The 23,454-nt window shown below is 71.8% G+C and carries 20 protein-coding genes; 9 read left to right on the top strand and 11 right to left on the bottom strand.

Going from position 1 to position 23,454, the window contains the following annotated elements; genetic code table 11:
- Nucleotides 1–33: 33 nt before the first annotated feature.
- The 3 genes from ectB to ABZ842_RS18330 form a co-directional block, all read right to left on the bottom strand.
- Nucleotides 34–1,302: a diaminobutyrate--2-oxoglutarate transaminase gene (ectB, locus tag ABZ842_RS18340; RefSeq protein ID WP_361537728.1), complete on the bottom strand. Its 1,269-nt coding sequence runs from the start codon at nt 1,300–1,302 to the stop codon at nt 34–36.
- A 175-nt stretch (nt 1,303–1,477) separates the two neighbouring features.
- Nucleotides 1,478–2,053 carry a diaminobutyrate acetyltransferase gene (gene ectA, locus ABZ842_RS18335; RefSeq protein WP_361537727.1) on the bottom strand — a complete coding sequence of 192 codons (576 nt, stop codon included), beginning with the start codon at nt 2,051–2,053 and terminating at the stop codon, nt 1,478–1,480.
- Between the two features lie 308 nt (nt 2,054–2,361).
- Complete coding sequence (locus ABZ842_RS18330; protein WP_361537726.1) at nt 2,362–3,468, bottom strand: aminotransferase class V-fold PLP-dependent enzyme; 1,107 nt, start codon at nt 3,466–3,468, stop codon at nt 2,362–2,364.
- A gap of 162 nt (nt 3,469–3,630) precedes the next feature.
- Here ABZ842_RS18330 and ABZ842_RS18325 point away from each other — a divergent pair, with 162 nt between their 5' ends.
- Together ABZ842_RS18325 and ABZ842_RS18320 are read left to right on the top strand one after the other, a co-directional pair.
- Complete coding sequence (locus tag ABZ842_RS18325; protein ID WP_361537725.1) at nt 3,631–4,716, top strand: amidohydrolase family protein; 1,086 nt, start codon at nt 3,631–3,633, stop codon at nt 4,714–4,716.
- A 368-nt stretch (nt 4,717–5,084) separates the two neighbouring features.
- Nucleotides 5,085–6,023: an SCO1860 family LAETG-anchored protein gene (locus ABZ842_RS18320; protein WP_361537724.1), complete on the top strand. Its 939-nt coding sequence runs from the start codon at nt 5,085–5,087 to the stop codon at nt 6,021–6,023.
- A gap of 30 nt (nt 6,024–6,053) precedes the next feature.
- Here the strand turns inward: ABZ842_RS18320 and ABZ842_RS18315 are convergent, their stop codons facing one another.
- Nucleotides 6,054–7,757 (bottom strand): hypothetical protein, encoded by a 1,704-nt coding sequence (locus tag ABZ842_RS18315; RefSeq protein WP_361537723.1) that lies wholly within the window; start codon nt 7,755–7,757, stop codon nt 6,054–6,056.
- Between the two features lie 399 nt (nt 7,758–8,156).
- Here ABZ842_RS18315 and ABZ842_RS18310 point away from each other — a divergent pair, with 399 nt between their 5' ends.
- The 3 genes from ABZ842_RS18310 to ABZ842_RS18300 all read left to right on the top strand — a co-directional run bounded on the left by ABZ842_RS18310 (nt 8,157) and on the right by ABZ842_RS18300 (nt 10,743).
- On the top strand, nt 8,157–9,176 hold the full coding sequence (locus tag ABZ842_RS18310) for an NAD-dependent epimerase/dehydratase family protein (RefSeq protein ID WP_361537722.1): 1,020 nt from the start codon (nt 8,157–8,159) through the stop codon (nt 9,174–9,176).
- 86 nt (nt 9,177–9,262) lie between these two features.
- A complete protein-coding gene (locus ABZ842_RS18305; RefSeq protein WP_361537721.1) occupies nt 9,263–9,757 on the top strand; it encodes an NUDIX domain-containing protein in 495 nt (164 codons plus the stop codon).
- Entirely contained in the window at nt 9,754–10,743 is a 990-nt protein-coding gene (locus tag ABZ842_RS18300; RefSeq protein WP_361537720.1) for a galactokinase, read from the top strand. Before ABZ842_RS18305 ends, ABZ842_RS18300 begins: the two co-directional genes overlap by 4 nt.
- Before the next feature lie 92 nt (nt 10,744–10,835).
- Here the strand turns inward: ABZ842_RS18300 and ABZ842_RS18295 are convergent, their stop codons facing one another.
- From ABZ842_RS18295 to ABZ842_RS18280, 4 genes are all read right to left on the bottom strand, one after another.
- Nucleotides 10,836–11,933 carry a radical SAM protein gene (locus ABZ842_RS18295; protein WP_361537719.1) on the bottom strand — a complete coding sequence of 366 codons (1,098 nt, stop codon included), beginning with the start codon at nt 11,931–11,933 and terminating at the stop codon, nt 10,836–10,838.
- A 341-nt stretch (nt 11,934–12,274) separates the two neighbouring features.
- A complete protein-coding gene (locus tag ABZ842_RS18290) occupies nt 12,275–13,042 on the bottom strand; it encodes a carbohydrate ABC transporter permease (RefSeq protein ID WP_361537819.1) in 768 nt (255 codons plus the stop codon).
- Between the two features lie 74 nt (nt 13,043–13,116).
- Complete coding sequence (locus ABZ842_RS18285) at nt 13,117–14,115, bottom strand: sugar ABC transporter permease (protein WP_361537718.1); 999 nt, start codon at nt 14,113–14,115, stop codon at nt 13,117–13,119.
- A gap of 302 nt (nt 14,116–14,417) precedes the next feature.
- A complete protein-coding gene (locus tag ABZ842_RS18280) occupies nt 14,418–15,722 on the bottom strand; it encodes an extracellular solute-binding protein (RefSeq protein ID WP_361537717.1) in 1,305 nt (434 codons plus the stop codon).
- A gap of 332 nt (nt 15,723–16,054) precedes the next feature.
- Between ABZ842_RS18280 and ABZ842_RS18275 the strand changes: the two genes are divergently transcribed.
- Together ABZ842_RS18275 and ABZ842_RS18270 are read left to right on the top strand one after the other, a co-directional pair.
- Nucleotides 16,055–17,218, top strand: a complete 1,164-nt coding sequence (locus ABZ842_RS18275; RefSeq protein ID WP_361537716.1) for a serine/threonine protein kinase — start codon at nt 16,055–16,057, stop codon at nt 17,216–17,218.
- Between the two features lie 4 nt (nt 17,219–17,222).
- Nucleotides 17,223–17,972, top strand: a complete 750-nt coding sequence (locus ABZ842_RS18270; protein ID WP_361537715.1) for an HAD family hydrolase — start codon at nt 17,223–17,225, stop codon at nt 17,970–17,972.
- Here ABZ842_RS18270 and ABZ842_RS18265 read toward each other — a convergent pair.
- Nucleotides 17,956–19,506: a N,N-dimethylformamidase beta subunit family domain-containing protein gene (locus ABZ842_RS18265; protein ID WP_361537714.1), complete on the bottom strand. Its 1,551-nt coding sequence runs from the start codon at nt 19,504–19,506 to the stop codon at nt 17,956–17,958. The two genes, ABZ842_RS18270 and ABZ842_RS18265, sit on opposite strands and share 17 nt — an antisense overlap.
- 205 nt (nt 19,507–19,711) lie before the next feature.
- Between ABZ842_RS18265 and ABZ842_RS18260 the strand changes: the two genes are divergently transcribed.
- Both ABZ842_RS18260 and ABZ842_RS18255 read left to right on the top strand, forming a co-directional pair.
- Nucleotides 19,712–20,593: a methyltransferase domain-containing protein gene (locus ABZ842_RS18260; RefSeq protein WP_361537713.1), complete on the top strand. Its 882-nt coding sequence runs from the start codon at nt 19,712–19,714 to the stop codon at nt 20,591–20,593.
- Nucleotides 20,590–21,363: a GNAT family N-acetyltransferase gene (locus tag ABZ842_RS18255; RefSeq protein WP_361537712.1), complete on the top strand. Its 774-nt coding sequence runs from the start codon at nt 20,590–20,592 to the stop codon at nt 21,361–21,363. Before ABZ842_RS18260 ends, ABZ842_RS18255 begins: the two co-directional genes overlap by 4 nt.
- 484 nt (nt 21,364–21,847) lie before the next feature.
- Here the strand turns inward: ABZ842_RS18255 and ABZ842_RS18250 are convergent, their stop codons facing one another.
- Both ABZ842_RS18250 and ABZ842_RS18245 read right to left on the bottom strand, forming a co-directional pair.
- A complete protein-coding gene (locus ABZ842_RS18250; protein WP_361537711.1) occupies nt 21,848–22,960 on the bottom strand; it encodes a hypothetical protein in 1,113 nt (370 codons plus the stop codon).
- A 169-nt stretch (nt 22,961–23,129) separates the two neighbouring features.
- A complete protein-coding gene (locus ABZ842_RS18245) occupies nt 23,130–23,411 on the bottom strand; it encodes a hypothetical protein (protein ID WP_361537710.1) in 282 nt (93 codons plus the stop codon).
- Nucleotides 23,412–23,454: the final 43 nt, after the last annotated feature.

Below are 23,454 nucleotides of genomic sequence, written 5' to 3'. Positions count from 1 at the left end.
GAGGGGCGTCGGGTGGTTCGGGGGCGCCGGGCGTCAGGCGGTCTCGCGCACGGCCCGGGCGAGGATCCGCAGGCCCTCGTCCAACTCCGCGGCGGTGACGGTCAGCGCGGGCAGCAGCTTCACGACCTCGCCGCGCGGCCCGGAGGTCTCCAGCAGCAGCCCCAACTCGAAGGCGCGGGCGCAGATCGCCCCGGCGCGCTCGCCGTCGGCGAACTCCAGCCCCCACACCAGGCCCCGGCCGCGGAAGCTGAAGTCAGGCCGGGCGCTCTCCGCGGCGAGTGCGAGCAGCCCCTGCTCGACCTGCTCGCCGCGCACCCGGGTCTGCTTCTCCATCTCGCGGTCGGTCCAGTACGTCTCCAGCGCCGCCGTGGCCGTGACGAACGCCGGGTTGTTGCCGCGGAAGGTGCCGTTGTGCTCGCCCGGCTCCCACAGGTCGAGCTCCGGCAGGAACAGGCACAGCGACATGGGCAGTCCGTAGCCGCTGATCGACTTGGACAGGGTGACGATGTCCGGGGTGATGCCCGCTTCCTCGAAGGAGAAGAAGTCCCCGGTGCGCCCGCAGCCCATCTGGATGTCGTCGACGATCAGCAGCATGTCCTGCCGTTCGCACAGGGCCTTGAGGGAGCGCAGCCACTCGGGGCGGGCCACGTTCACGCCGCCCTCGCCCTGCACGGTCTCCACGATCACGGCCGCGGGCTTGTCCAGGCCGGAGCCCTGGTCCTGCAACAGCCGCTCGAACCAGAGGAAGTCCGGCACGGTGCCGTCGAAGTAGTTGTCGAACGGCATGGGGGTGCCGTGCACCAGCGGGATGCCGGCGCCGGCGCGCTTGAAGGCGTTGCCGGTGACCGCGAGGGACCCCAGCGACATGCCGTGGAAGGCGTTGGTGAACGAGACGACGGGCTCGCGGCCCTTCGCCTTGCGGGCCAGCTTGAGCGCCGCTTCCACCGCGTTGGTGCCGGTCGGTCCGGGGAACATGACCTTGTACGGCAGGTCGCGCGGGCTCAGCACGATGTTCTGGAAGGCTTCCAGGAAGGTCCGTTTCGCCGTGGTCGCCATGTCCAGGCCGTGGGTGATGCCGTCCCGTTCGAGGTAGTCGAGCAGGGCGCGCTTGAGGACCGGGTTGTTGTGGCCGTAGTTGAGCGAGCCGGCGCCGGCGAAGAAGTCGAGGTAGCTGTGGCCGTCCTCGTCGGTCAGTCGGCTGCCCTGCGCCCGGTCGAAGACGGCGGGCCACCCCCGGCAGTAGGAGCGGACTTCGGACTCCAGGGTTTCGAAGACGCTCAGGGCGGGCGGGGTGATGGTCATGGGGCTCTGCCTCCAACAGGGGGGTGGTCGCCGGACGGGGCGGTGGGCGGAGGTGAACGGCGGTCGACGTCTCTTGCACGTCGTGCACGTCTGCGTGTCATGCACTTCGTGTGCGTCTCGTGCGTCTTGTGCGTGCGGCGCCGTTCGTCGGTGCGCTTCGGTGTTCGGCTGCTGGTCAGGCGGCCAACGGACCGATGCGGTAGAGGATCTCGGGCTCGTGGTCCGCGGTCGGCGCACCCGTGCGGTCCGCCTCCCCGTGCGGGAAGACGGCCTCGGAGAACAGCACTTCGCGCTCCAGCCGGGCGCCCTGGCGTCGGGCGTACGCGGTGAACAGACGGTCCGACGCGGTGTTGCCGGGGGTGACGGTGGTCTCCACCTCGCGCACGCCCCGTCCCTGGGTGACGCGGGAGGTCAGCGCGTCCAGCAGGGTGCCCGCGAGCCCGCGCCCCCGGTGGTCCCGGTCCACCGCGACCTGCCAGACGACCAGCGCCTCGGGTCGGTCCGGGCGCAGATAGCCCGTGACGAAGGCGATCGGCTCACCGGTGCCGTCCCGGGCCACCAGCGAGGTGGCGGCGAAGTCACGACACCACAGCAGATAGCTGTACGGGGAGTTGAGGTCCAGGACCTCGGAGTCGCGGGCGATGCGCCAGATCGCGGCTCCGTCTTCGACCCGTGGGGTTTCGATGACGGTGAATTCGCTCGGGGTGGTGGAGGATGAGGCTCGTACAAGGTCGTCTTGCGCGGCGGTCATGTCCAGGCAATTTACCGATTGAATTCGATATATGCATGGCGGCTGAGGGTTGGGTGATTCGAAGTGATGTGTTATCGCGCGGGCGCGACCTGGCCGAAGAAGAGGCAGGATTATGTCCCACTTTGTCCGGTAAATAAGCCGCTAAACGGGCATGGTGTGGAGTCGGTCACATCTCAAAGTCGGCCGGATTTCCCTGTCGGAACTTTAGCGTTTAGGGCCGGGAAACCCGGGCAGAAGAAAACGGGGAGCTGCCTAGGTAAAGGCGGCTCCCCGTCATTTGGGATTTGTGCGGGATTCTCTTTGAATTATTAAGACCAGCTGTCGGAGACGGCGCGGCCGGCCCCCTCAAGGTCCACGGTGGTGCCCGGGGCGAGTTCGACCAGCGCCGCGCCGAGCGCCGCCAGCGAGGAGCGCACCGCGCCGCGGGTCGCGTCCACCCCGTAGTGGTTGACCCGGATCATCTCCTTGGCCAGCGCCCCGCCACCGGCGACCAGCGGCAGCGACGGATCGGCCGCCAGCGCCCGGGCGACCAGCTCGGCGGCGTTCACCCCGGGCGGGGTGCGCAGCGTGGTGGCCACCGGCGCCGCGTCCCGGGCGTCGTGCACGTACGGCGTCAGACCGCCCCCGAGCGCCACCACGCCCGCGCGCGTGGCCGCCGCCGCCGAGGCGTGCCGGGCCGTCACGGCGTCCAGCCCCGCCGACTCGACGCGCTCCACGCACGCCTCCAGCGCCAACATCTCCAGCTGCGCCGGCGCGTGCAGCAGTGCCCGCCGTCCGCCGTCGATCCAGCGCTCCTTCCAGTCCAGCAGCGAGAGGTACGAGCGGCGCGGCGCGGCCGGGTTCGCCGCGAAGCGCTCCCAGGCGCGCCCGCTCACGGACACCGCCGAGACCCCCGCCGGTCCGCCCATCGCCTTCTGCGCCCCGATCACGCACAGGTCCACGCCCCAGGCGTCCGGCAGCAGCGGCTCGGCGGCCACCGACGCCACCGCGTCCAGCATGAACAGCGCGCCGTGCGCCCGGACGACCTCGCCGATCTCGGCCACCGGGTTGGTGTTGCCGGTCGCCGCCTCCGCGTGCACCAGGGAGACGAAGTCGATCTCCGGGTGCGCGGCCAGCGCCTGCGCCACCTGCTCGGCGGTGACCGCGGTGTGGAACGGCACCTCCAGGTCCACGACCGCGGCGCCGCAGTCCCGCAGCCAGTTGCCGAAGGTCTGCCCGTACGGGCCGGTGACCACGTTCAGCGCGGTCGACCCCGGCCGGGCGCCGGAGCGGATGCAGCCCTCCAGCGGCAGCAGCGCCTCGCCCTGCGTGATCACGACGTCCTGCTCGGTGTCGAGCAGCGCGGCCACCCGACGCTCGATCGCCGCGAAGCGCTCGGCGGTCAACGGGGGCAGGTCCAGGAACGGATGGGTCACGGTGGGTGCCTTCTTCGGATCGTCGAGCGGATGGCGCCGAGCCGGTGCGGCCCTGGGGCGCTTTCGATGGGTTTCGGCCAGTGTGATCCGGCCGCTCAACGAGGGTACCCAGGCCGCGGCGGCCCCTCGTACGGTGCGGCGGTGCCCTCGTACAGTGCAGACATGAGCGATCACGCGGTGCTGCATGTGAAGGGGCGGGTGCTCGTCGGCCCGGAGGACGTCCGGGACGAGTTGTGGGTGGTCGACGGGCGCGTCACCTACGACCGGCCGGCCGCGGAGGCGGTGACCGTGACGGGCTGGGCGCTGCCCGGGCTGGTGGACGCCCACTGCCACGTCGGGCTCGACCGGCACGGCGCGGTGGACGACGCCACCAGCGAGAAGCAGGCGCTCACCGACCGGGACGCCGGCGCCCTGCTGATCAGGGACGCCGGCTCGGCCGCCGACACCCGCTGGATCGACGACCGCGAGGACCTGCCGAAGATCATCAGGGCGGGCCGGCACATCGCCCGCACCCGTCGCTACATCCGCAACTACGCCCATGAGATCGAGCCGGCCGATCTGGTCGCCTACGTCGCCCGGGAGGCGCGCCGCGGCGACGGCTGGGTGAAGCTGGTCGGCGACTGGATCGACCGCGACGCCGGCGACCTGACCGCCTGCTGGCCGCGCGCAGAGGTCGAAGCGGCCATCGCAGAGGCGCACCGACTGGGCGCGCGGGTCACCGCGCACTGCTTCGCCGAGGACTCGCTGCGCGACCTCGTCGAGGCCGGAATCGACTGCGTCGAGCACGCCACCGGGCTCACCGACGACACCATTCCGCTCTTCGCCGAACGCGGCGTCGCCATCGTGCCGACCCTGGTCAACATCGCCACCTTCCCCTCGCTCGCGGACGGCGGCGAGGCCAAGTTCCCCGACTGGGCGGCGCACATGCGACGCCTGCACGCGCGCCGGTACGACACGGTCCGCAACGCCTACGACGCCGGTATCCCCGTCTTCGTCGGCACCGACGCGGGCGGCTCGCTGCCGCACGGCCTGGTCGCCGCCGAAGTCGCCGAGTTGGCGAAGGCAGGCATCCCGCCGCTGGAGGCGCTGGCGGCCACCACCTGGAAGGCGCGGGCGTGGCTTGGCCGCCCGGCGCTGGAGGAGGGCGCACCGGCCGACCTGGTGGTGTACGGGAGCGATCCGCGCGCGGACGTCCGGGTGTTGGCCGATCCGCTGAGGGTGGTCCTGAACGGGCGGATCGTCGGCTGAACCACCACCGGCCCGCCGAAGCGAGCCGTTGGCGGGCGAGCTGTTGGCGGGCGAGTCGTTGACGGGCGCGCTGTTGACACGGCGTGACGTTTGACGACGGGCCGTCGTTGAGCCTTTTTCAGCCGAAGTCCCGATCGTCGTCACGGCAGTGGCGCACGTACCCCGTGGGGTGTGAAAACAGGGGTCAGAAGGAACGCACGTGCCTCAGGAATCGAAAGCACGGCCGGAAACCCCCCTTTGGAGTGAACTGACGCCCGGTAGCCGTCGGTTCACTCTCAGTGCGTAAAGATGAGGCGTCTCGGTCGTCACCGACCACGTGTCCCCGTGGTCGACGGACGACGTCATTCCTCTTGTGGGGGTTCCACACCTTGAACAGCAATGCCATGCGCGTGCCCGCCCGCCGCTGCGCCGCCGTCACCGCGGCCGTCGCCCTGGTCGCGGCACCCGTTGCGCTCGCCGGCCCGGCCCACGCCGCGGGGGGCGGCGAAGAGGGGCGGGCGAGCGCGGTCGTCCTGCGCACCGGGCTGGACGTCTCCCTGCTCAACAAGACCGTCCACCTTCCCCTCAGCGCGTCCCTGAACGAGGTGAAGGCGCCCGCCAGCGCCGAGAAGACCGGGCTCAGCGTGCGGTTGGACGGGGTCGACGAGGGCCGGCCCTTCGAGGTCCTGCGGGCCGACGTCGCCACCTCCCGGGCCACCGCGGACAAGAAGCGCGCCGAGGGGTACGTGAACCTGGCCCGCGCCAAGGTGCACGTGCCCGGCCTCCCTCTGCTCTCCCTGATCGAGGTCGAGCAGGTCACCTCCAAGGCCGTGTGCGAGGCCGGCAAGAAGCCGATCGCCGAGTCGAACCTCCTCGGTCACGTGAAGGTGCTCGGCCAGAAGGTCACCCTCACCGCGGGCGGTCGCACCCAGGTCACGGTGCCCGGCGTCGGCGAGGTCACGCTGGACCTGTCCAAGCGCGAGACCACCTCCCGCACGGCCGCCGCCACCGCGCTCGAACTCAACGTCAACGTCAACCCGCTCAAGCTGAACGTGGCCGAGGTGAACGGCAACGTCACCCTGGTCAAGGCGACGTGCGAGGCGCCGAAGGCCGCGCCGGCCCCCAAGCCCGAGCAGCCCGAGGAGCCGAAGACGGAGACGCCGCCCGCCCCGGGCCCGAAGGAGCAGGGCGGCTCGACCCCCTCGGACGAGAACCTCGCCGAGACCGGCGGCAGCGCCACCACGATGTACGTCGCCGGTGGCGCCGCCGTGCTGCTCGGCCTCGGCGGCGGCGCGCTGGTGCTGGCCCGGGCCCGCAAGCGCGCCTAGCGCAATCCGTGAGACAGGCCCGGACACGACCTAGTCGGGCGCGTGCCGGATTCCCTCGTACGCCAACCACTGCGCGAAGGTGTGCAGTCCGTGGCGCAGCTCCCGGGTCGGCTTCCACCCCTCAAGGGTCGGCAGGCCCGGCAGACCCAGCCCGTCCAGCCGGTCGCCGCGGTCCTGGCGACCACGTCGACCCTGCCGGTCCGCTGCGGCGACGGCCTCCAGCGGAACCGGACGTACGGCCTCCAGGACCGCGTCGGCCACCTCCCGCACCCCGAGCGGACTCCCGACGGGCAGCAGCACCGCACGCTCCCGGACGGGGGCGGTCACCGCGTGGGCGACGGCGTCGACGAGGTCGGCGGTGTGCAGCGGACGCAGGTCCGGGCCCGGCGGCTCGGTGACGACGACCGGTTGGTAGCGCAGCGCGCTCCACACCATCCGCCCGATCGCCGAGTCGCGCGAGCACCCGGGGCCGTACAGGTCGCCGGTGTGCAGCGTGTGCGTGCTGCGGACCGTGCCGTCGGCGCGGTCCAGCAACCGTACGACCACGCTCGCCGGGGCCCGTTCGCCGTGGTGGTGCAGCGGCCCGAGGTCGACCACCGCGTCGAGCCCCGGCGTCCGGCCTCCCGGCGCCGGGTGACCGCCCTCTGTCCCCAGGGCGGTCACCCGGCACCCGCGGTCGGCCAGACCGCGGGCCAGGTGTTCGCCCAGCGGACTCGCCCCGCCGACCAGTCCCACGGCGTGCGCGGGGCCGGTCCGCGCGGCCCGCGGTCCCCGGCCCGCCGGGGTGCGGCGCTCCCCGGCGGTCAACCCCGCCTCAAGTCCCGCCCGGGCGACGCGCGCGAGGCCGTCGCGCACCTCGGCGATCTGCTCCTCGCTCCTGCGGTGGCTGATCCCGCCCGGACCGATCGTCGCCAGCGCCTCGGCGAGCACCGGATCGGCGTCGGGGTCGAGCGCACCGCCCCGGCCGTCCCGCCGATGCACGAGCCCGAGGGCGAACGCGGTCAGCCACGTGCCGCGGACCGCCTCCCGGTCCCGCACTTCGGTCAATCCGAGCATGGCCGAATCCAGTCTCTGCACACGGATGCCGGATCCCTCCAGGAACGACTCGCACTCCAGGTGGAGCCAGCGTTCCGGACCCGGGCCGTCCTGTCGGACCGCGCACTGGGCCACCCCGTGCTTGAAGAACGGCACGACGCCCAGCCCCGTGAGCCGCGCCCCCTCGTTCCCGGGGCGGTCGTCGGGCAGGAAGCACACCGAGCGGCGCGGCCCGCGGAACGCGTTGCCGGAAATGCTTCCCCGGTCCTCGTGTTCGGCCAGGCTCGGCACCGAAACGTAGGACGGAATCCCGCGGTCGCGCAGGTACCGGTACATCAGGATGTCATCCGGCCAGGCGTCCAGGCGCTGCCGGCCGTATTCCACGAAACCCGTGGCGACCCGGCGCGGCAGCACGATCGCGACACAGGGAAAGTACTCGTTGACCGAACCCACCCAACGCGCCCCCGACATCGCCGCCAAACGCACCGCGGCGCCGTTGCGGGCGTCCCAGAGGGCGAACAGCGCGAGGGCCGCTTCGGGCATTTCCCGCACCGCGGCCCGGGCCCGTTCGAAGAAGGTCTCCGACAACAACATGTCGTCCTGCACCACCAGGTGGTGGGTGGCGTCCTCCTCGATCGCCGACCAGGCCGCCAGGGCCGTGCGCAGGACGGACGGCCGACCGCCCGGATCGGGGTCCATGACGACCCGTAAGGCCCCCGGGGGTGCCGATTCGGCCAGTGCCTCAGCCGCCGCCAATCGCTTTGGATGGGTCATCACCGCGCCACTCAGGCGATAACGCGTCACGCATTCCTCCGTGCTCCGATGTGCTTCACCCTGCTCTGAAGTGCTGTGCTGTGCAGAACCTCGATTTCTCGCCGTTGGCCGAATGTGGATAGTCAAAGAGCTTCGGCCCCATACGGATCCGGACAGTACGACGTGGCTTTCGGGGGCCGCAAGAGTGCCAAAAAGGCGCCCTGGTTAGGCCAGTTGAAGATCGTCATGCTTGCTTTGCACGATTCACCTGCCTATCGGTCAAGCGGAGGAGTTGTTATGGGTGTGACTGCTGGAACGGGTGAGGAAACGGGAGCGGGGAATTCCGTGACTGCCCGACTGGAGAAGCTGGCGGGCGCCAGGGTCGTGGTCACGGGCGGCGCCGGACTCGTCGGCAGCAGGCTCACCGCGCTGCTGCGCGGCGTCGAAGCGGACGTCACCGTACTGGACCGGATGGACGCGTACCCCGAGTCCACCCACGAGATGTTCGGCGCCCACCAGTCGGGCACGGACCTGGTCGTGGGCGACGTCCGGGACCGGGAAGCGGTGCGCCGGGTGCTGGCCGGGGCGGAGTACCTGGTGCACGCCGCCGCCTTCGCCGACGTCGCCGCCTGCACCCGACGCCCCGACATCGCCTTCGCGGCCAACGTCGAGGGCACCGAGGTCGTCCTGGAGGAGGCGGCCACGGCCGGCGTGCGCCGGATGGTCTTCGTCTCGTCGGCGGCCGTCTACGGAAACGGGACGTCTCCCACCGACGGGATCCAGTGCTTCAGCGAGGAGCAGGCGCCGCACCCGCTGTCGGTGTACGCCAACTCCAAGTTGTGGGCCGAGCACCAGACCCGGCTGCTGCTCGCCGGCACCGGCACCGACTACGCCATCCTGCGGTACTTCTCCGTCTACGGAGACCCCCAGGTCCCCAAGCCCGGCAGCCACTCCTGGATGGTCGCCTGGCTCGCCATGCACGCCCGGGTCGGCCTGCCCATGCACCTCAACGGCGGTGGCGTCCAGGTCCGCGACCTCGTCCACGTCGACGACATCGCCGCGGCCACCGCGCTCGCGCTCGTCGAGGACGGCGTCGTCGGCGAGACCGTGAACGTCGGCACCGGCATACCGACGTCCGTGCGCGAGGTCGGCGAACTGATCGCCCCCCACTTCCCCGGCTCGCGCTTCGTCACCACCCCGCGCCCCGCGGACGACCCGCTGGGCGGCTATGCGGCCACCGACCGGCTGCGCGAACTGCTGCGCTGGACCCCGGAGATCACCGTGCGGGAGGGCGTCGAGCGCTACGTGCGCTGGCTGAACGCCACACCGGCCGCCGTTCCCGGCTGGCTCACGGAGCAGGCGTGAGACTGGGCACACCGACGGCCGGGCACCGGCCGGGGCGTGAACCGACGGCCGGACACCGGCCGGGGCGTGGAAGGAGATCCGCACACGTGGGATACATCGGCTCCTACATCTGGTCACTGCGGCAGCACGTGGGCCACCGAAGGCTCCTCGTGCCGGGCGCACAGGTCCTGTTGGTCGACGACACCGGCCGCGCGCTGTTCCAACAGCGCGCCGACAACGGGCTCTGGGAGATCCCGGCCGGGGCGTGCGAGGAGGGCGGCGACTTCGCGGACGCCGCCGTGCGGGAGGTGAAGGAGGAGACCGGACTCGTGGTCCGCCGCGAGGACCTAGTCCCCTTCGCCGCCCTGTCCGACCCCGAGATCCACACCATCACCTACCCCAACGGGGACGTCACCCACTGCTTCGGCCTCTGCTTCACGGCCCGCACCTGGTCCGGCGAGCTCTCGCCGGGCCCCGACGAGGTGCGCCAGGCCGACTTCCGCCCCCTCGACCGGGCGCCGCAGCCGCTGCTGCCGTCCACGGCCGTCGTGCTGGAGATGTACCGCGAGTTCACCGCCACCGGAAGGTTCCAGGCCCGATGAACGACCAGGAACGCATACGCGTCAGCGTGCCCTGCCGGGCGTGCCTGTCCGGGGAGGACCTGGACTGGCTCGGAGGCCGCAGCGTCAGCCTCGCGCTGGCCCTGCCGACCACGGTGACCTGCGTACCGGGCGACGCACCCGCGCCCCGCGGCGACTGGGCCGACCAGGTCTGGGACTTCCTGCGCGCCCGCACGCCCGGGCTCGGCCCCCGCCCGCCCGCGGTCGCCGTGCACAGCGAGGCCCCGGCAGCCAGCGGACTGTCGTCCTCGACCGCGCTGATCGTCGCGCTGTTCCGGGCCTACACCGACCACACGGCCGCCGCCGACCCGGCCGGGACGCCACCGCCGTCGCCCGGCACCCTCGCCCGATGGGCGTACGAGTTCGAGTTCGCCCACTTCAACGGCGGCGGGATGGACCACCTCGCCGTCATCGAGGGGGACGCCCTGCTCCTGGACGGCCGGCCCACCGGGCTGCCCGCGGTCCTGGAGCGCACCGCCTTCCCCGCCGAGTGGTCCGTGGTCGTGGTGGACTCCGCGTCCCGCAAGGACACCAGCGACCACATCCGCGTCGTCCGCGCCCAACTCGCCCGCAAGGACACCGCACTCGCCGCCTATCTGAAGGAGGCGGACCAGGCGTCGGCCGACGCCTGGTGGGCGATCGGCGCCCGCGACCTGGAAGGGCTCGGGGCGGCGATGGACCGGGCGCACACCGCCATGCGGGACCACCAGGGCATGTCGACGCCGCTGTTGGAGGAGTTGCGCGAGACGGCCCGCGCCGCGACCGGGCTGCGGCTGAAACTCAGCGGTGCCGGCGGCGGGGGCGCCCTCGTCGGGGTGTGCCCGGCAACGGCGCTCGACGACGAGGTCGACGCGCTGCGCGAAGCCCTGCGCACCGTACGGCCGAAGGCCCGGGTGATCCCCACCCGGGCCTCGGCCGGACTCGCCGTCGGAGCGGGCGCACCCGCCCCGACAGCCGACGCCTCCTGAGCGGACGCGCCCCCTAGGCCGTGTCTGGCAAATCCCGTCTGGGCCGCGGCCCCCGCCCTCAGGGGCGGACGACGCTATTTGTCAGACACGACCTAGATAAAGGGGTCGTAGTCCACGGACGGCTCGGACGCCGTCGCTCCGGCCCCGATCTGGTGCAGTTCGAGGTTGGAGCGATGGCGGGCGCAGTGGAACCGGCAGTCCCGGCTGGGGTCGACGATCCCGCGGTCGGATGCGGCCCAGATGTCCGGGAGCGGTTCGGTCACCGCGTCACCTATCTTGGCCAGCGGATTGCCGCGGTGGTAGGAGCAGACGTACACCCCGGACGGGGTGACCAGGGTGCGCAACTCGGCCACCGGGCAGCGCTGGTAGTCCTTGGGCTGCACCGGTCCGACCCGGTTGCGCAGCGAGGTGAGCGTGGAGGAGTTCACGATCTCGAACGAGTCGTCCGTCAGCTCCCGCGCCCGGCGCAGCTGCTCGTCGACGGAGCCGAGGATGTCCTCGGGCACCTGGATGACGTGGTGCTCGTCGTCGAACATCGCCTTGGTCTCGAAGTAGTCGCAGCCGATGTCCCTCGCCAGCTCGGCGGCCGTGAGGACCTCGTGGTGGTTGCTCACCACGGTCCCGTCCGGCTGCCGCCTGGTCATGACCAGGAACGAGTAGCCGAGGGCGCCCTTCTTGGCCCCGGCCAGCAGCCGCATGTTGGCGATCACCTTGTCGAAGACGCTGCGGTTCTTGCGGTCCGGCCGGAAGATGCCGTACGTCTCGCTGGTGCCGGCGTCCATGGACACCCGCACCCAGGAGGCGTACTGCGCCAGCTCGTCGAGGTTCTGCCGGATCATGGTCCCGTTGGTGACCACGCCGATGGCTATGCCGGCCTCGCCGAGTATCTGGAGCACCTTGCGGGTGCCGCGGTGGGCCAGCGGCTCGCCGCCGCCGATGAGGACCACGCCGCGGACGGACATGTCGATGAGTTCGTGGGCCAGTTCAGCGAGTCGTTCGGGGGTGAAGCGGCCCTGGTTCAGCAGCTTGCCGCTGATGCACTCGGGGCAGGCGAGATCGCAGAACGTGGTGGGGTCGAGGTCCACCACGAGCGGTCCGGTGGAGCGTTGTCCCGCGGCCACCTCCAGGACGCGGGGCCAGCCGGACGGCTGGTAGAGCTTGGACACCAGGTCAAGACGGTCGAACGTCACAGGTGATCTCCTGCTGGGTGTCGTGCGGACCGCGGGCGATGCGCCCGGGTCCGGTGTTGGTCCGTCGGGGGCCGGCGATGCACGCCGGGGCGTACCCCCTCCGGGGTCGCGCGTCGGGTGGGTGGGCTGAGGGAGTGTCTTGTGGGTCTGGCCGGGCTCGCGTGCCCTGGTGCCGCGCCTCCCTGCGTTGTCGTCAGTCGCCGACGGCCCCCTGTGCCCTGCGGGCACGGTGGTACCCCCACCGCGTCGACTTCTTCCTCTGCCTTGCGATGCACGGCACCAGACCCCGCTCACTCATCCAGCCCGACCCACAAGACACTCCCTAGGCGGCCCCCGTGCGGTCATCCCTTGACGGCTCCCGCGGCGAGGCCCGCGGCCACCCGCCGCTGGACGATCAGGAAGAACACCACGACGGGCAGGGCGGTGAGGGTGGCGCCCGCCATCATCGCGCCGTAGTCGGTGCCGAAGCTGGTCTGGAAGGTCACCAGCCAGATGGACACGGTCTGCTTGTCGTTGCTGGACAGCAGCACGTAGGCGAGGACGTACTCGTTCCACGCCTGGACCAGGGAGTACAGGGAGGTGGCGACGAGGCCGGGGGCGAGCAGCGGCAGCAGCACCCGGCGGAAGGCGCCCGCCCGGGTGCAGCCGTCCACCATGGCCGCCTCCTCCAACTCCGCGGGGATGGAGACGATGAAGCCCCGCAGCAGCCAGACCGTGAAGGGCAGCATGAAGACCAGGTAGGTGAGGACCACCCCGACCAGGCTGTCGGTCAGCCCCGCCTCGCTCAGCAGCAGGTAGATCGGGATGATCAGCCCCGCCAGCGGGACCATCTGCACCGAGAGGATGGCGAGGACGAAGACCCGCCGGCCCAGGAAGGCGAAGCGGGCCACGGCGTACGCCGCCAGCACCCCGATGACCAGGGAGACCACCACGGTGCCCAAGCCGACCAGGGCGCTGGCGCGCACGCTGGACCAGAACGTCTCCGACTCCATGGCCCGTCGGAAGTGGTCCAGTGTCAGCCCGGTGGGCCAGAGCTTGGGCGGAGTGGCGCGGACGTCGGCCGGGGGCCGCAGCGCGGTGAGCAGCATCCAGTAGACGGGGAAGGCCATCACGGCGCAGAAGAGCAGCCCGAGCACGTCGGCCCGCAGCCTGCGGCCCCGCCCGGGGCCCCGACGAACGCGGCTCACTCGGCCTCTCCCATCTTGATCAGCTGGCGCACGTAGACCACCGCTCCGACGAGCAGCAGCAGCACGGTGACGACCGCGATGGCGGCCCCCGCGCTGTAGCGGTTGACCGCGAAGGACTCGATGAACGAGTGGACGCCGAGGAGGTAGTACTCCTTCTCCGGCGTCCCCGAGCGCATCAGCCAGATCTGGTTGAAGACGCCGAAGTTCCAGATCGCGGTCAGCGAGATCACCATCACGTACGCCGGTTTGATCACCGGGAAGGTGACGTGGCGAAAGAGCCGCAGCCCCTCGGCGCCGTCCACCCGGGCGGCCTCTTCAAGCTCCGGCGGCACCTGGGTGAGCGCGGCCTGGAGGGTGACGACGGCGAACGGCAGCGAGCCCCAGACGACGACCGCGGCGATCACGGCGAACCCCTGCCAGGGGTCCTCGAACCAGTTGTGCCCGTCCAGGGAGACCCCCGGCAGCAGGCCGAGGAGCCAGTTGGCGACGCCGAAGTCCGGGTCGGCCAGCCAGCGGAAGACGGCGGCGGCCACCATCACCGGCATGGCCCACACCATGATCAGGACCGTGCCCGTGGTGATCCGCACCCAGCGGGAGACCCGGCGCATCAGCAGCGCGACCAGCATCGAGACGGTCATGGTGACCGCGGTGCACACGAACGTGAAGAGCGCGGTGCGTGCGACGACCCGCCAGAAGAAGCCGTCGCTGAGGATCGTCTCGTACTGCCGCAGCCCGACCCAGGGCGGCTCGGTCCCGGCGAACAGCTCGCGCCTGGTCATGTCCTGGAACGACAGCAGCACCAACTCGACCAGGGGGTAGCCGAGGACGGCGACGAGCGCCAGCACCGTGGGGGCGATCAGGGCGTACGGGACGGCGGCGCGGCGCCGGCGGGCCGGGGCGCGGCTGCGGTCCCGACGCTTGCCGGTCCGGCCGGCACGCGGGGCCGACGGGAGCGGGGGCGCGCTCGTTTGGTGCGGCGGACCTACGGTCGCCATGGCGGGCCTCTCGGATGGGTGGGGGGTGGGCCGCACGACGCCCCGGGCTCGCACGGGCGCACGCGGTCGGACGCGGACGGACGGGGCCGCGCTCGGCGCGCACTCTCGGTCGGCGCGCACGGTCGGACGAGGGCGTGCGATCGGACGGGGGCGTTCGATCGGAGGGGGAGGCCGGTCCGGCACGGCGTCGGGCGGGACCGGTGTTCAGGTGCTACGGGCTCCCCGGCGCGGTGGCACCGGGGGCCCGGGACGGCGTGACACGTGTCGGGCGGGGGCCGGCGACCGCGCCGCCCCCGCCGGCGTCAGTTGTCGTTGATGACGGCGTCGATCTCCTTGTCGGCGTCGCGCGTCGCGTCCTCGATCGACTTCTTGCCGGTCGCGATGGACTGCAGCATCGCCGGCAGCACGTTGGACTTCTCGACGGCCACCCAGCCGGGGGCGAGCGGAGTGACCCAGCCGCGGGTGGCCGCCACGGCGGCGGCGCCGTTGATGCCGTCGGCGGGCACATCGCGCAGCTGCACGGTGTTGTTCGGCAGCGTCTCGGCCTTGATCAACTGGCGTTGGGACTCCCGGTCCGTGAAGAGCCGGATCCACTCGTTCGCCTGCTTCGCCTTCTTCGACTTGGCCGGTATCGCCAGCATCGAGCCGCCGAGGAACGGCGGCATCAGCTCGCCGGACGGGCCGGGGAAGGGGAACGTGGCGAACTTCCCGCGCATCGCCGGGTTGCCGCCGGCGCGCGGGTCGGCCGCCGCGTTCGCCTCCCAGGTGTTCCCGTAGAACATGCCGACGTTGCCCTGGCCGACCACCCCGGGCTCGTCGCTGTTGTCCTTGGAGCGGTCGCCGGTGTAGTAGTCGTCGATCAGCTTCTTCCAGGCGGTCAGGCCCTTGATCGACTCGGGGGAGGAGAGCGCGCCGCGCCAGCGCCCGTCCTCCTGGACCGCCATCTCGCCGCCGGCGTCCTTCACGTACGCCATGGCCGCGTTCCAGTACCGGCCCGGCATGTAGAAGGCTGAGAACTTCTTGTTCGAAGCCCCGAAACGGGCCTTCAACTTGTCCAGCACCTCGATCATTTCCGGATAGCTGGCGGGCGGCTTCACCACCCCCACCTGCTTCAACAGATCGGTGCGGTAGATCCCCACGCGCGCGCCCGCGTAGTAAGGCACACAGTAGGTCTTGCCGTCCAGACGACATGCGTCGGCCAGCGCCGGTAACCAGTCGCCGGAATGGTCGAAGTCCGCTTCGTCAACCGCGGCGAACGCGCCATTGATGATGTAATTCGTCGTCTCGCTATTGCCCATCTCCACCACGTCTGGTACGTCGCGGCCGGCCAAAGCGGCGTCGATCTTCTGGTTCTTGCTGGTCCACTGCTGGTACTGCACCTTCACCGTCACGTCCGGATATCGCTCGGCGAAGCGCTTGTTGGTCGCCGTGATCAGGTCGGGCCAGCTCTCCCGGGCATCGATGGTCAGCCAGACCGTGAGATCGCCGGATTCACCACCACCGCCCTCGGAGCCCGACGAACCGGAGGAATCACATCCGGACGCGAGCAGTGCGAGTGAAACCGCACCGGCAGCCCAAGCGGCGGTGCGTGACCTTGGCCTTCGCATGACTGTCCACCTTTCGAGTGCTGGCCGAACCGGGCTGCTATCTACCCAGCGCAGCGCCGCAAACTACCCGGGCAGCGCTTTTTGGCCAGGACGCCGAACCGGTTTATGAAATGTTCCTGCACCGCCGTGGCCTTTGCGTCTAAGGACACGGCTGTGAGTCATGGTGCGATACAACGACCTTGCGGCCCGTTCGAATTGGCGCGAATGATGAGGATGCGCCAAGGGGGCTCCTTGACGGCGTCACGTGCCCTGGCTCATTTTTCTCGTGATCTGCTGCGATCTTCCCGATCCACACGATCTTTCACGCGTCACCTATCGAAGGGTGTAGCTCGGTGACTGAGCACGGCACGACGACGGACGAATCCAGCGAGCGTCCCGTACGCGTCAACTCGTGGAACGGCTGGGACCCGTTGCGCCACGTCGTCGTCGGCAGGGCCGACGCAGCGGTGGTGCAGGCACCCGAACCCGCGGTCCGACGGGACTTCCCCGAAGACGGCTTCCCCCTCGGCACCTACGGGCCCATGCCCGAGGACATGACGGCCGAGGCCAACGAACAGCTCGACTCCTTCGCCGAGATGCTGCGCCGCCGCGGCGTCCGGGTCGACCGGCCGACCCCCGTCGACTTCAACCAGCAGGTGTCCACGCCGGACTGGACCCAGGAGACGATGTCGGGCTGCATGCCGCCCCGCGACCTGCTGCTGACCGTCGGCAACGAGGTCCTGGAAGCGACCATGTCGTACCGCAGCCGGTGGTACGAGTACCTCTGCTACCGGCCCCTGCTCCAGGACCTCTTCAAGGCCGACCCCCGGATGCGCTGGGAGGCCGCCCCCAAGCCGCGGCTGACCGACGCCAGCTACCACACCGACTTCTGGGACACCTACAACGACCTCCCGACGGACGTCCAGCTCGCCAAGGTCCGCGACTACGACCTGGTCCTGACCGAGGAGGAGCCCCTCTTCGACGCCGCGGACGTCGCCCGCTTCGGCAAGGACCTCTTCGTCCAGCTCTCCTTCGTCACCAACCGCAGCGGCTTCGACTGGCTCAAGCGGCACTTCCCCGACCACCGGGTGCACGCGGTGACCTCCACGAACACCCACCCCCTGCACATCGACGCCACCTGGGTGCCGCTGCGCCCCGGCCTGGTGCTGCACTGCGGCGAGCGGCTGGCCGACCCCGAGCTGATGGACTTCTTCAAGCTGAACGACTGGGAGATCGTCGAGGCGGTGCAGCCCGCGAGCTGGGACCACCCGCCCAAGCTGTCCTTCTGCAGCCCCTGGCTCGCCGGCAACATGCTCAACATCGACGAGAACACCCTCTGCATCGAGGAGAAGGAGGTCCGTCTCTCCGAGCAGTTGGCGGGGTACGGCTTCGAGATCGTGCCGGTGCCGTTCCGCGCGGTCGGCCCCTTCGGCGGCGGGCTGCACTGTGCGACCGTCGACATCGAACGCGAGGGCGACTGCCAGGACTACTTCCCCCGCCGCCACGGACGGTACTGACGGCATGGGCACCGTACGGACCGGGCGCCCGGCCGGACCGGGGCGGCCGGGCGCCGTCGAAGCGGTCGTCTTCGACTTCTACGGCACGCTCGTCCGTATGGTGCCGCCGCTGCCGCCCACCCACGCTTCGGTCTTCCTGCGCCGTGGGCTGCCCGGCCCGGCGGCGCGCTGGGGCGACCAGTGGTCGGCGGGGCCCGGGGACGGCGAGGAGCACCGCGCCCACTCGGCGACGCAGGAGACCTACGTGGCCTGGGAGCGGGACCGGCTGCGGCGCCGCGCGCTGGAGTGCGGAGTCCCCGCCGACCAGGCGGCGGACCTCGCGGTCGAGTTGGACCGGGCCACCAAGAGCCTGTCCCTGGAGGCGTTCGCCGACGCCCGGCCCGCGCTCGCCGCCCTGCGGGAGCGCGGCCTGACGGTGGCGCTCTGTTCCAACTGGTACTGGGACCTTGACCGGGCGGTCGAGCGGACCGGCCTCGCCGACCTGGTGGACGTCGTGGTGACCTCCGCCCGGGCGGGCGCGCGCAAGCCGCACCCGCTGATGTACGACACCGTCCTGGAGGAGTGCGGGACCGCGGCCGACCGGGCGCTGTTCGTGGGCGACATGTGGACGCCGGACGTGCTCGGGCCGCTGGCCCGGGGGATGCGGGCGGTGCACCTGCACCGGCCCGACCCGGCGGTGCGGGGCGCGGCCCCGCCCCTGCCGGACGGGGCCGCGCGGATCGAGGGCCTGTCCGCCCTCACGGACCTGCTGTAGGGCCCGGACCGGAGGGGCGGTCGGGGCCCGGATCGGAGGGGCGGTCGGGGCCCGGATCGGAGGGGCGGTCGGCGCGCCGCGCGAGCCGGTCGAGGACGTTGCGGGTCACCCGCACCACCCCGGCGTCCTCCTCCCGGCCGCACACCACCGGCCAGTCCGTGGTGCCGGCGGTGAAGACCGTGCCCCCGCCGTCGACCGTGTGCACGCCCATGGTCGCGGCGCGGGGCCCGGTCGCCCCCGGCTCCCGCTCGACGCAGTTCCAGTGACCCCACTTCGGGTGGTGGAAGTCCTCGTGAACGGGGGAGAGGACGTGGATCCCGAGGATCAGGAACGACGAGGGCGTGCCGTCCGCACCGGTCGCCCGCGCCACGCCCAGCTCGTCGTACGCGAACGCCGCGCCGTCGCACTCGTACCCGATCAGCGGCGTGCCCGCGCCCAGGGCGTCGACCGGGCCGCCGTCCGAGCCGTCGCGCAGCCCGGTGCCTGCGTACGCCCAGTGGTCGGCGTGCTGCACCCGGTAACCCTCGCGCGGCCGGTCGCCGGGCCACTCGGTGCTCGGCCACATCCCGCCGTTGCGGAAGCTGACCCCGGTGAGCGCGTTCTCGGGCTCGCCGACCCCCCGCGGCGGCGGGGCCCACCACTGGTCGGTGGCGGGCAGGTGCGGGAAGACGCCGGCGACGTGGTGGTCGGTGTCCGACACGAACGCCGTGTCGCCGTCCGTGAGGTGCACCCGCCACCAGCAGGTGTTGGCGCTGAGGAACGCCACGTTGCCGCCCGCGGCGAGGTGCGCCGCGGTGTGCTCGCGCATCGCGGCGCTCCAGTACTCGTCGTGGCCCACGCTCAGCAGCAGGTCGTACGGCGCCAGCAGCCCCGGATCCTCGTGCAGGTCGAGGTCGGTGCAGTACTCGACGGCGTAGCCGCACCGCTCCAGCCAGGCGATGAACGGGGCGTCCCAGTACGCCAGGTCGATCACCCCGCCCGGGCGCCGCATGCTCAGCCGGTGGCCCCGCCGCCCGCCGTCGGCGCCGCCCCCGTCGTACACCGGGTTGTCGTAGAGGCTGGCGGCGCGCTGGACGTCCGCGCCGTCCGAGCGGTTGTACGCGTGCCGGGTGAACGTGGACTTCTTGTACAGGATGCGGCCGTGCGCGCCCGGCCGCCGGGGGCGCAGCACGAAGAACTCCCGCTCGAAGCCCTCGACGTCGCCGTCCCCGAGCCGCGGCACCGATCGGGCGTGCGCCGCTTCGCCCGGCACCAGGTGCGCCAGGTAGATCCCCGGGGGCCAGTCGGCCGACGTGTCGAGGTGGTACGCGGGGAAGTCCCAGTCGACCGCGGGCGACGCCGAGCCCGCCACCCCGTCCGGATGCGGCGGCGGGGCCTTCAGGACGCCCGGGAAGACCTCGGACTCCGCGATGAACTCCAGCGACCTGCCCAGCCGGTAGAAGCGGACGCGGAACTCGCGCGCGTCGGTCGACACATGGAGCGCCAGCCGTTCGCCGGCCGTCACGCTCTCCCGGGCCACATAGCCCTCGATCATTGCCCCTCCCCTTCCGCGGCCCCTGTTTTCCGCCAGGGCGCGGCGGCCGATGCTAAGAGAAGGTTGATGGACACAACAACTGACCTGGGGATTACCGGACTTTCCGCAGTGGATTCCGGCCAAGTGGATCACCGGAAGGATGCGACGGGAAGCGGTTGGGTAGCGCGCAGACGTTGATGGGCCATCCTGTCGAGAGGATGTCAAAATGGGCTCCACATTCCGGGCCAGGGAACTCGTCCTCGGCATCGAGGGGTTGGCGCTGCTGCGCAGCGCCGTCGATGCCGACGACGATTTCATCGAGCAGCGCGTCGCCGAGATCAGGAAATTCGCCGACGGCGAGGGCGAAGGGCTGCCCGGCACCGGGGCGGCGGTGAACGAGCTGGACGCCGGCGCCGGCTACGCGGTCTGGTCGGGCGTGTACGACTCCCTCCCCAACTCCTTCATCGAGGTCGAGGAGCCGGTGGTGCACGGCCTGCTGGACGCCGGGCCGGTCGGCACCGCGCTGGACGCCGCCTGCGGCACCGGCCGGCAGACCGTCGCCCTGACCGCCCGCGGATACCGCACCATCGGGGTCGACCAGTCGCCCGACATGCTGGCGCACGCCCGCCGCAAGGCACCGGACGCCGAGTTCCGCGAGGGCCGGCTGGAGGCGCTGCCGCTCCCCGACGCCAGCGTCGACCTGGCCCTGAGCACCCTCGCCCTGACGCATCTCGCGGACCCGGGGCCCGGGGTCGCCGAGCTCGCCCGGGTCACCCGCCCCGGGGGCCGGGTCATCGTCTCGGACCTGCACCCCTTCGTCGTCACCCTCCAGGGCCAGTGCCATTTCGTCGCCGGTGACGACGCCCTGGCATTCGTACGGAACTACGTCCACCAGGCCAGCGATTACTTCCGCGCCTTCACCGATGCGGGCCTGACCGTGCGCGCCTGTTTCGAGCCGGTGTTCAACGGCCGGCTCGCCTCCGGAGGTTATGAGGAGTTCATAGCGGAAGCGGCCCGCGCCGCCTGGCGCGACATTCCCATCGTCATCGTCTGGGAGGCCGTCAAACCCGCCGGTAACTCCGGCGCGGAGGAAGGTGCCAAGGCATGAGCCGGCGATTCGTCTACCATTCCGAGCGTCCCGAACTGTGGGACCGGATACCGGAGGTCTTCGCCGGAGTCGTCCCCGAGTACAACCTCCACGGCGACATCAACGAAACGCACTGGAACCGCCTCTTCGAGGAATTCCGCGACCACCAGTTCCTGCTGTACGACGAGGAGCGCGACGAGATCCTGGGCGCGGGGCGCTCCCTGCCGCGGGTCTGGGACGGCACGCCCGAGGACCTCGGCTCCGGACTGGACGACTCGATCAGCGCGGCCTTCATCGCCCGGGACGCGGGCAAGAAGCCCACCGCGCTGTGCGCACTCGGCGTCGAGGTGCCCCCCGCCCACCAGGGCGGCGGCATCTCCCGGGCGCTGCTCACCCACCTGGTGGAGATGACCCGCGACCGCGGCTTCGCCCACCTCCTCGTCCCCGTGCGCCCCATCTGGAAGCACCGCTACCCATTGGCGCCCATCGAGCGGTACGCCCACTGGAAGCGTGAGGACGGCGAGCCCTTCGACCCCTGGATACGCGCCCAGGTGCGGCTCGGCGGCAAGGTCACCGCGGCGGTCGAGCGCTCGTCCAGGATCACCGGCACCGTCGCCGACTGGGAGGACTGGACCAAGATGGCCTTCCCCGGAGACGGCGACTACGTCTTCCCCGAGGGCCTGTCCACCCTCCGCGTGGACCGGGCGAGGGACCGGGCGGTGTACTGGGAGCCGGGGGTGTGGATCACCTTCGACGTCCGCGAGCCGCTCCCCGCGGACACCGACCAATAGCCCGCGCGCCCGAGCCCTGCGCCTTGCTGCGGCGGCAAGCGCGTTAGCGCCGTGCGGCGGGCTGTGTCGTTGCGTCCGCGGCCCGGTGGTGGGCTTGTCGCGCAGTTCCGCCCCCTACGCCCAGAGGGCATGGGGACCCCCAGCGCCCCTGATTCGCTTCCCCCGTCACCTGCCTGCGGGCCGGGGCAGAGGCTTCTAGGGGCGCGGGGAACCGTGCGTGCTGCTGCCTCGGCAGGCGCGGTAGCGCCGTGATGCGTGTGCGGTTCTGGCGTCTGCGGCCTGTCTGTGGCTGTTCGCGCAGTTCCGCGCGCCCCTGATTCGCTTCCCCCGCTCGCCTATCTGCGGGCGGGGGTGGAGGTTTTTAGGGGCGCTGGGGGTCCCCCCATGCTCTCTGGGCATAGGGGGCGGAACTGCGCGAACAGCCCACCACCGGCCGGTGGAGACCGATGGCCCCGCAGTGTTACGGCGGGTAGGTCGACGCACCTTAGGGCTTCAGCGACACCCCGCGGCTGACCGCGTCCGTCGCGTACGCGGTCAGGAGGTCCGTGTGGTGGCGGCCCGCCTCGGGGCGGTGCTCCGGGGAGAGACCCGCGAGGCCGACCGTGGACAGCGCGGCCGTCCGCAGCCGGTGGGCCGCCAACGACGGCTGCCGGCGCGGCGCCCCGTCCGGCGCGTGCCGCCGGGCGGTCTCCTCCGCCCGCAGCCCCAGCAGCAGGCAGTGGATCCACAACTCGTCCGCGAAGGACGCCCCGAACGCCTCGCGGACCGCACGCGCCTCCTCGGCCGGGCGTGCGGCCCGCACCACGTCCCACACGTCCTCCTCCGTGAGCCGCGCACCGGTGCGCGGCAGCGCCTCGCGCCAGGTGAAGTGGCGGCGCGCCGCCGGCGTCGCCTCCTGCCCCGGTAGCCGGACGAACCCCTCGCCGTAGCGCATGTACGGCAGCCAGCCCACGTCCTCCAGCACCCAGCCGTCGACGAGCGCCGGGCGGGCGTCGGCCGACTCGGTCGGGCACACCGCGCGCCGCACGCCCTGCGCCGCGTGGCCGTTGATGCTGCTCGTCCCGGTGTGCTCGGTGACGGTGGGCACCGCGAGCAGGGCGCTGCGCCTGCCCGGGCCGCTCAGGAAGGTCGCCATCGCCTCGTCGTCGTGGCGCTCGTCGACGCCCTGCGCGAAGCCGCGGAACTCCTCGACCAGCGCGACCGGGAGGCTGATCGCGAGCGTCGGGGTGAACTCCTCGGGGACGGCCCGCACCCAGCCGGCGCCGGCGAGGGCCGCGAGCCGGGCCGCGGCGCCGTTGCGCGCGTGCCAGTTGGTGTAGAAGGCGAGGGCATCGTCGGGGAAGCGGTCCGCGCAGTGCGCCACCAGGTCGAGCAGGTCCGCGGGCGCGGCCACGTCGTCCTGGATCATCAGGTGGTGCGTCGCGCCGTCGGCCACCCGCCCCCACGCCACCAGGGCCGTGCGCAGGGCGGAGGGGGCGCCGTCCGGGTCGGGGTCGAGCGCCAGCCCGCCGAGCCCCAGCCGGGCGCACAACTCCTCCGCCTGGGCCCGGCGCACGGGGTGGGTCATCACGGCCGAGCTGACACGTGCTCTGGGCATCTGGCGCACTCCTGAGGTCATGACCGCGGTGCTCTTCGGACCTTCCGAGCCGATCATGACCACTGCCCGGGCCGGTACGCCGCACGGTGTGCACGACGGCTGGAAACGGCCCCTCGCCGACCGATTCGAACACCGTGCCGTGTTCCGGCAGCGGTGTCGGGTGCGGTGGTCAGGGCATCCCGGAAGGCCGTCCGTAGCCGCGGGCCCGCCCGCCCCGGCCGCCGTCGCACCGCGCCGAGCCGCGCTCCCGCCCGTCGAGGACGTCCTTGCGCCGTCGGTCGTCCGCGGTCGCGGCGCGCGACCACGAGCCGACGGCGGCCCACATCCAGCAGCCGGTGGCCAGGACCAGACCGGCCGACACCGTCCAGCGGACCGTGGTCCGCACCGGTAACAGGAAGTGGACGGCGGACACCTCCAGCCCCAGGAACAGCAGTGCGGAGACGATGAGCACCCGATGCTGCCGCCGCGGCCGGCGCGCGCTGTGGGGGTGCGCG

The sequence above is a fragment of the Streptomyces sp. NPDC047315 genome, from assembly GCF_040643215.1.
In the GTDB taxonomy this organism is placed as follows: Bacteria; Actinomycetota; Actinomycetes; order Streptomycetales; family Streptomycetaceae; genus Streptomyces.
The sequence above is the reverse complement of the archived record's forward strand: the minus strand, read 5'-3'. Positions and strand labels throughout refer to the sequence as shown.

Bases quoted from the DNA above. Each gene is read 5' to 3' on its own strand.
- ectB (WP_361537728.1), bottom strand. From the start codon at position 1,302: ATGACCATCACCCCGCCCGCCCTGAGCGTCTTCGAAACCCTGGAGTCC.
- ectA (WP_361537727.1), bottom strand. From the start codon at position 2,053: ATGACCGCCGCGCAAGACGACCTTGTACGAGCCTCATCCTCCACCACC.
- ABZ842_RS18325 (WP_361537725.1), top strand. From the start codon at position 3,631: ATGAGCGATCACGCGGTGCTGCATGTGAAGGGGCGGGTGCTCGTCGGC.
- ABZ842_RS18315 (WP_361537723.1), bottom strand. From the start codon at position 7,757: ATGGACCCCGATCCGGGCGGTCGGCCGTCCGTCCTGCGCACGGCCCTG.
- ABZ842_RS18300 (WP_361537720.1), top strand. From the start codon at position 9,754: ATGAACGACCAGGAACGCATACGCGTCAGCGTGCCCTGCCGGGCGTGC.
- ABZ842_RS18290 (WP_361537819.1), bottom strand. From the start codon at position 13,042: ATGGCCTTCCCCGTCTACTGGATGCTGCTCACCGCGCTGCGGCCCCCG.
- ABZ842_RS18285 (WP_361537718.1), bottom strand. From the start codon at position 14,115: ATGGCGACCGTAGGTCCGCCGCACCAAACGAGCGCGCCCCCGCTCCCG.
- ABZ842_RS18280 (WP_361537717.1), bottom strand. From the start codon at position 15,722: ATGCGAAGGCCAAGGTCACGCACCGCCGCTTGGGCTGCCGGTGCGGTT.
- ABZ842_RS18270 (WP_361537715.1), top strand. From the start codon at position 17,223: ATGGGCACCGTACGGACCGGGCGCCCGGCCGGACCGGGGCGGCCGGGC.
- ABZ842_RS18265 (WP_361537714.1), bottom strand. From the start codon at position 19,506: ATGATCGAGGGCTATGTGGCCCGGGAGAGCGTGACGGCCGGCGAACGG.
- ABZ842_RS18260 (WP_361537713.1), top strand. From the start codon at position 19,712: ATGGGCTCCACATTCCGGGCCAGGGAACTCGTCCTCGGCATCGAGGGG.
- ABZ842_RS18255 (WP_361537712.1), top strand. From the start codon at position 20,590: ATGAGCCGGCGATTCGTCTACCATTCCGAGCGTCCCGAACTGTGGGAC.
- ABZ842_RS18250 (WP_361537711.1), bottom strand. From the start codon at position 22,960: ATGCCCAGAGCACGTGTCAGCTCGGCCGTGATGACCCACCCCGTGCGC.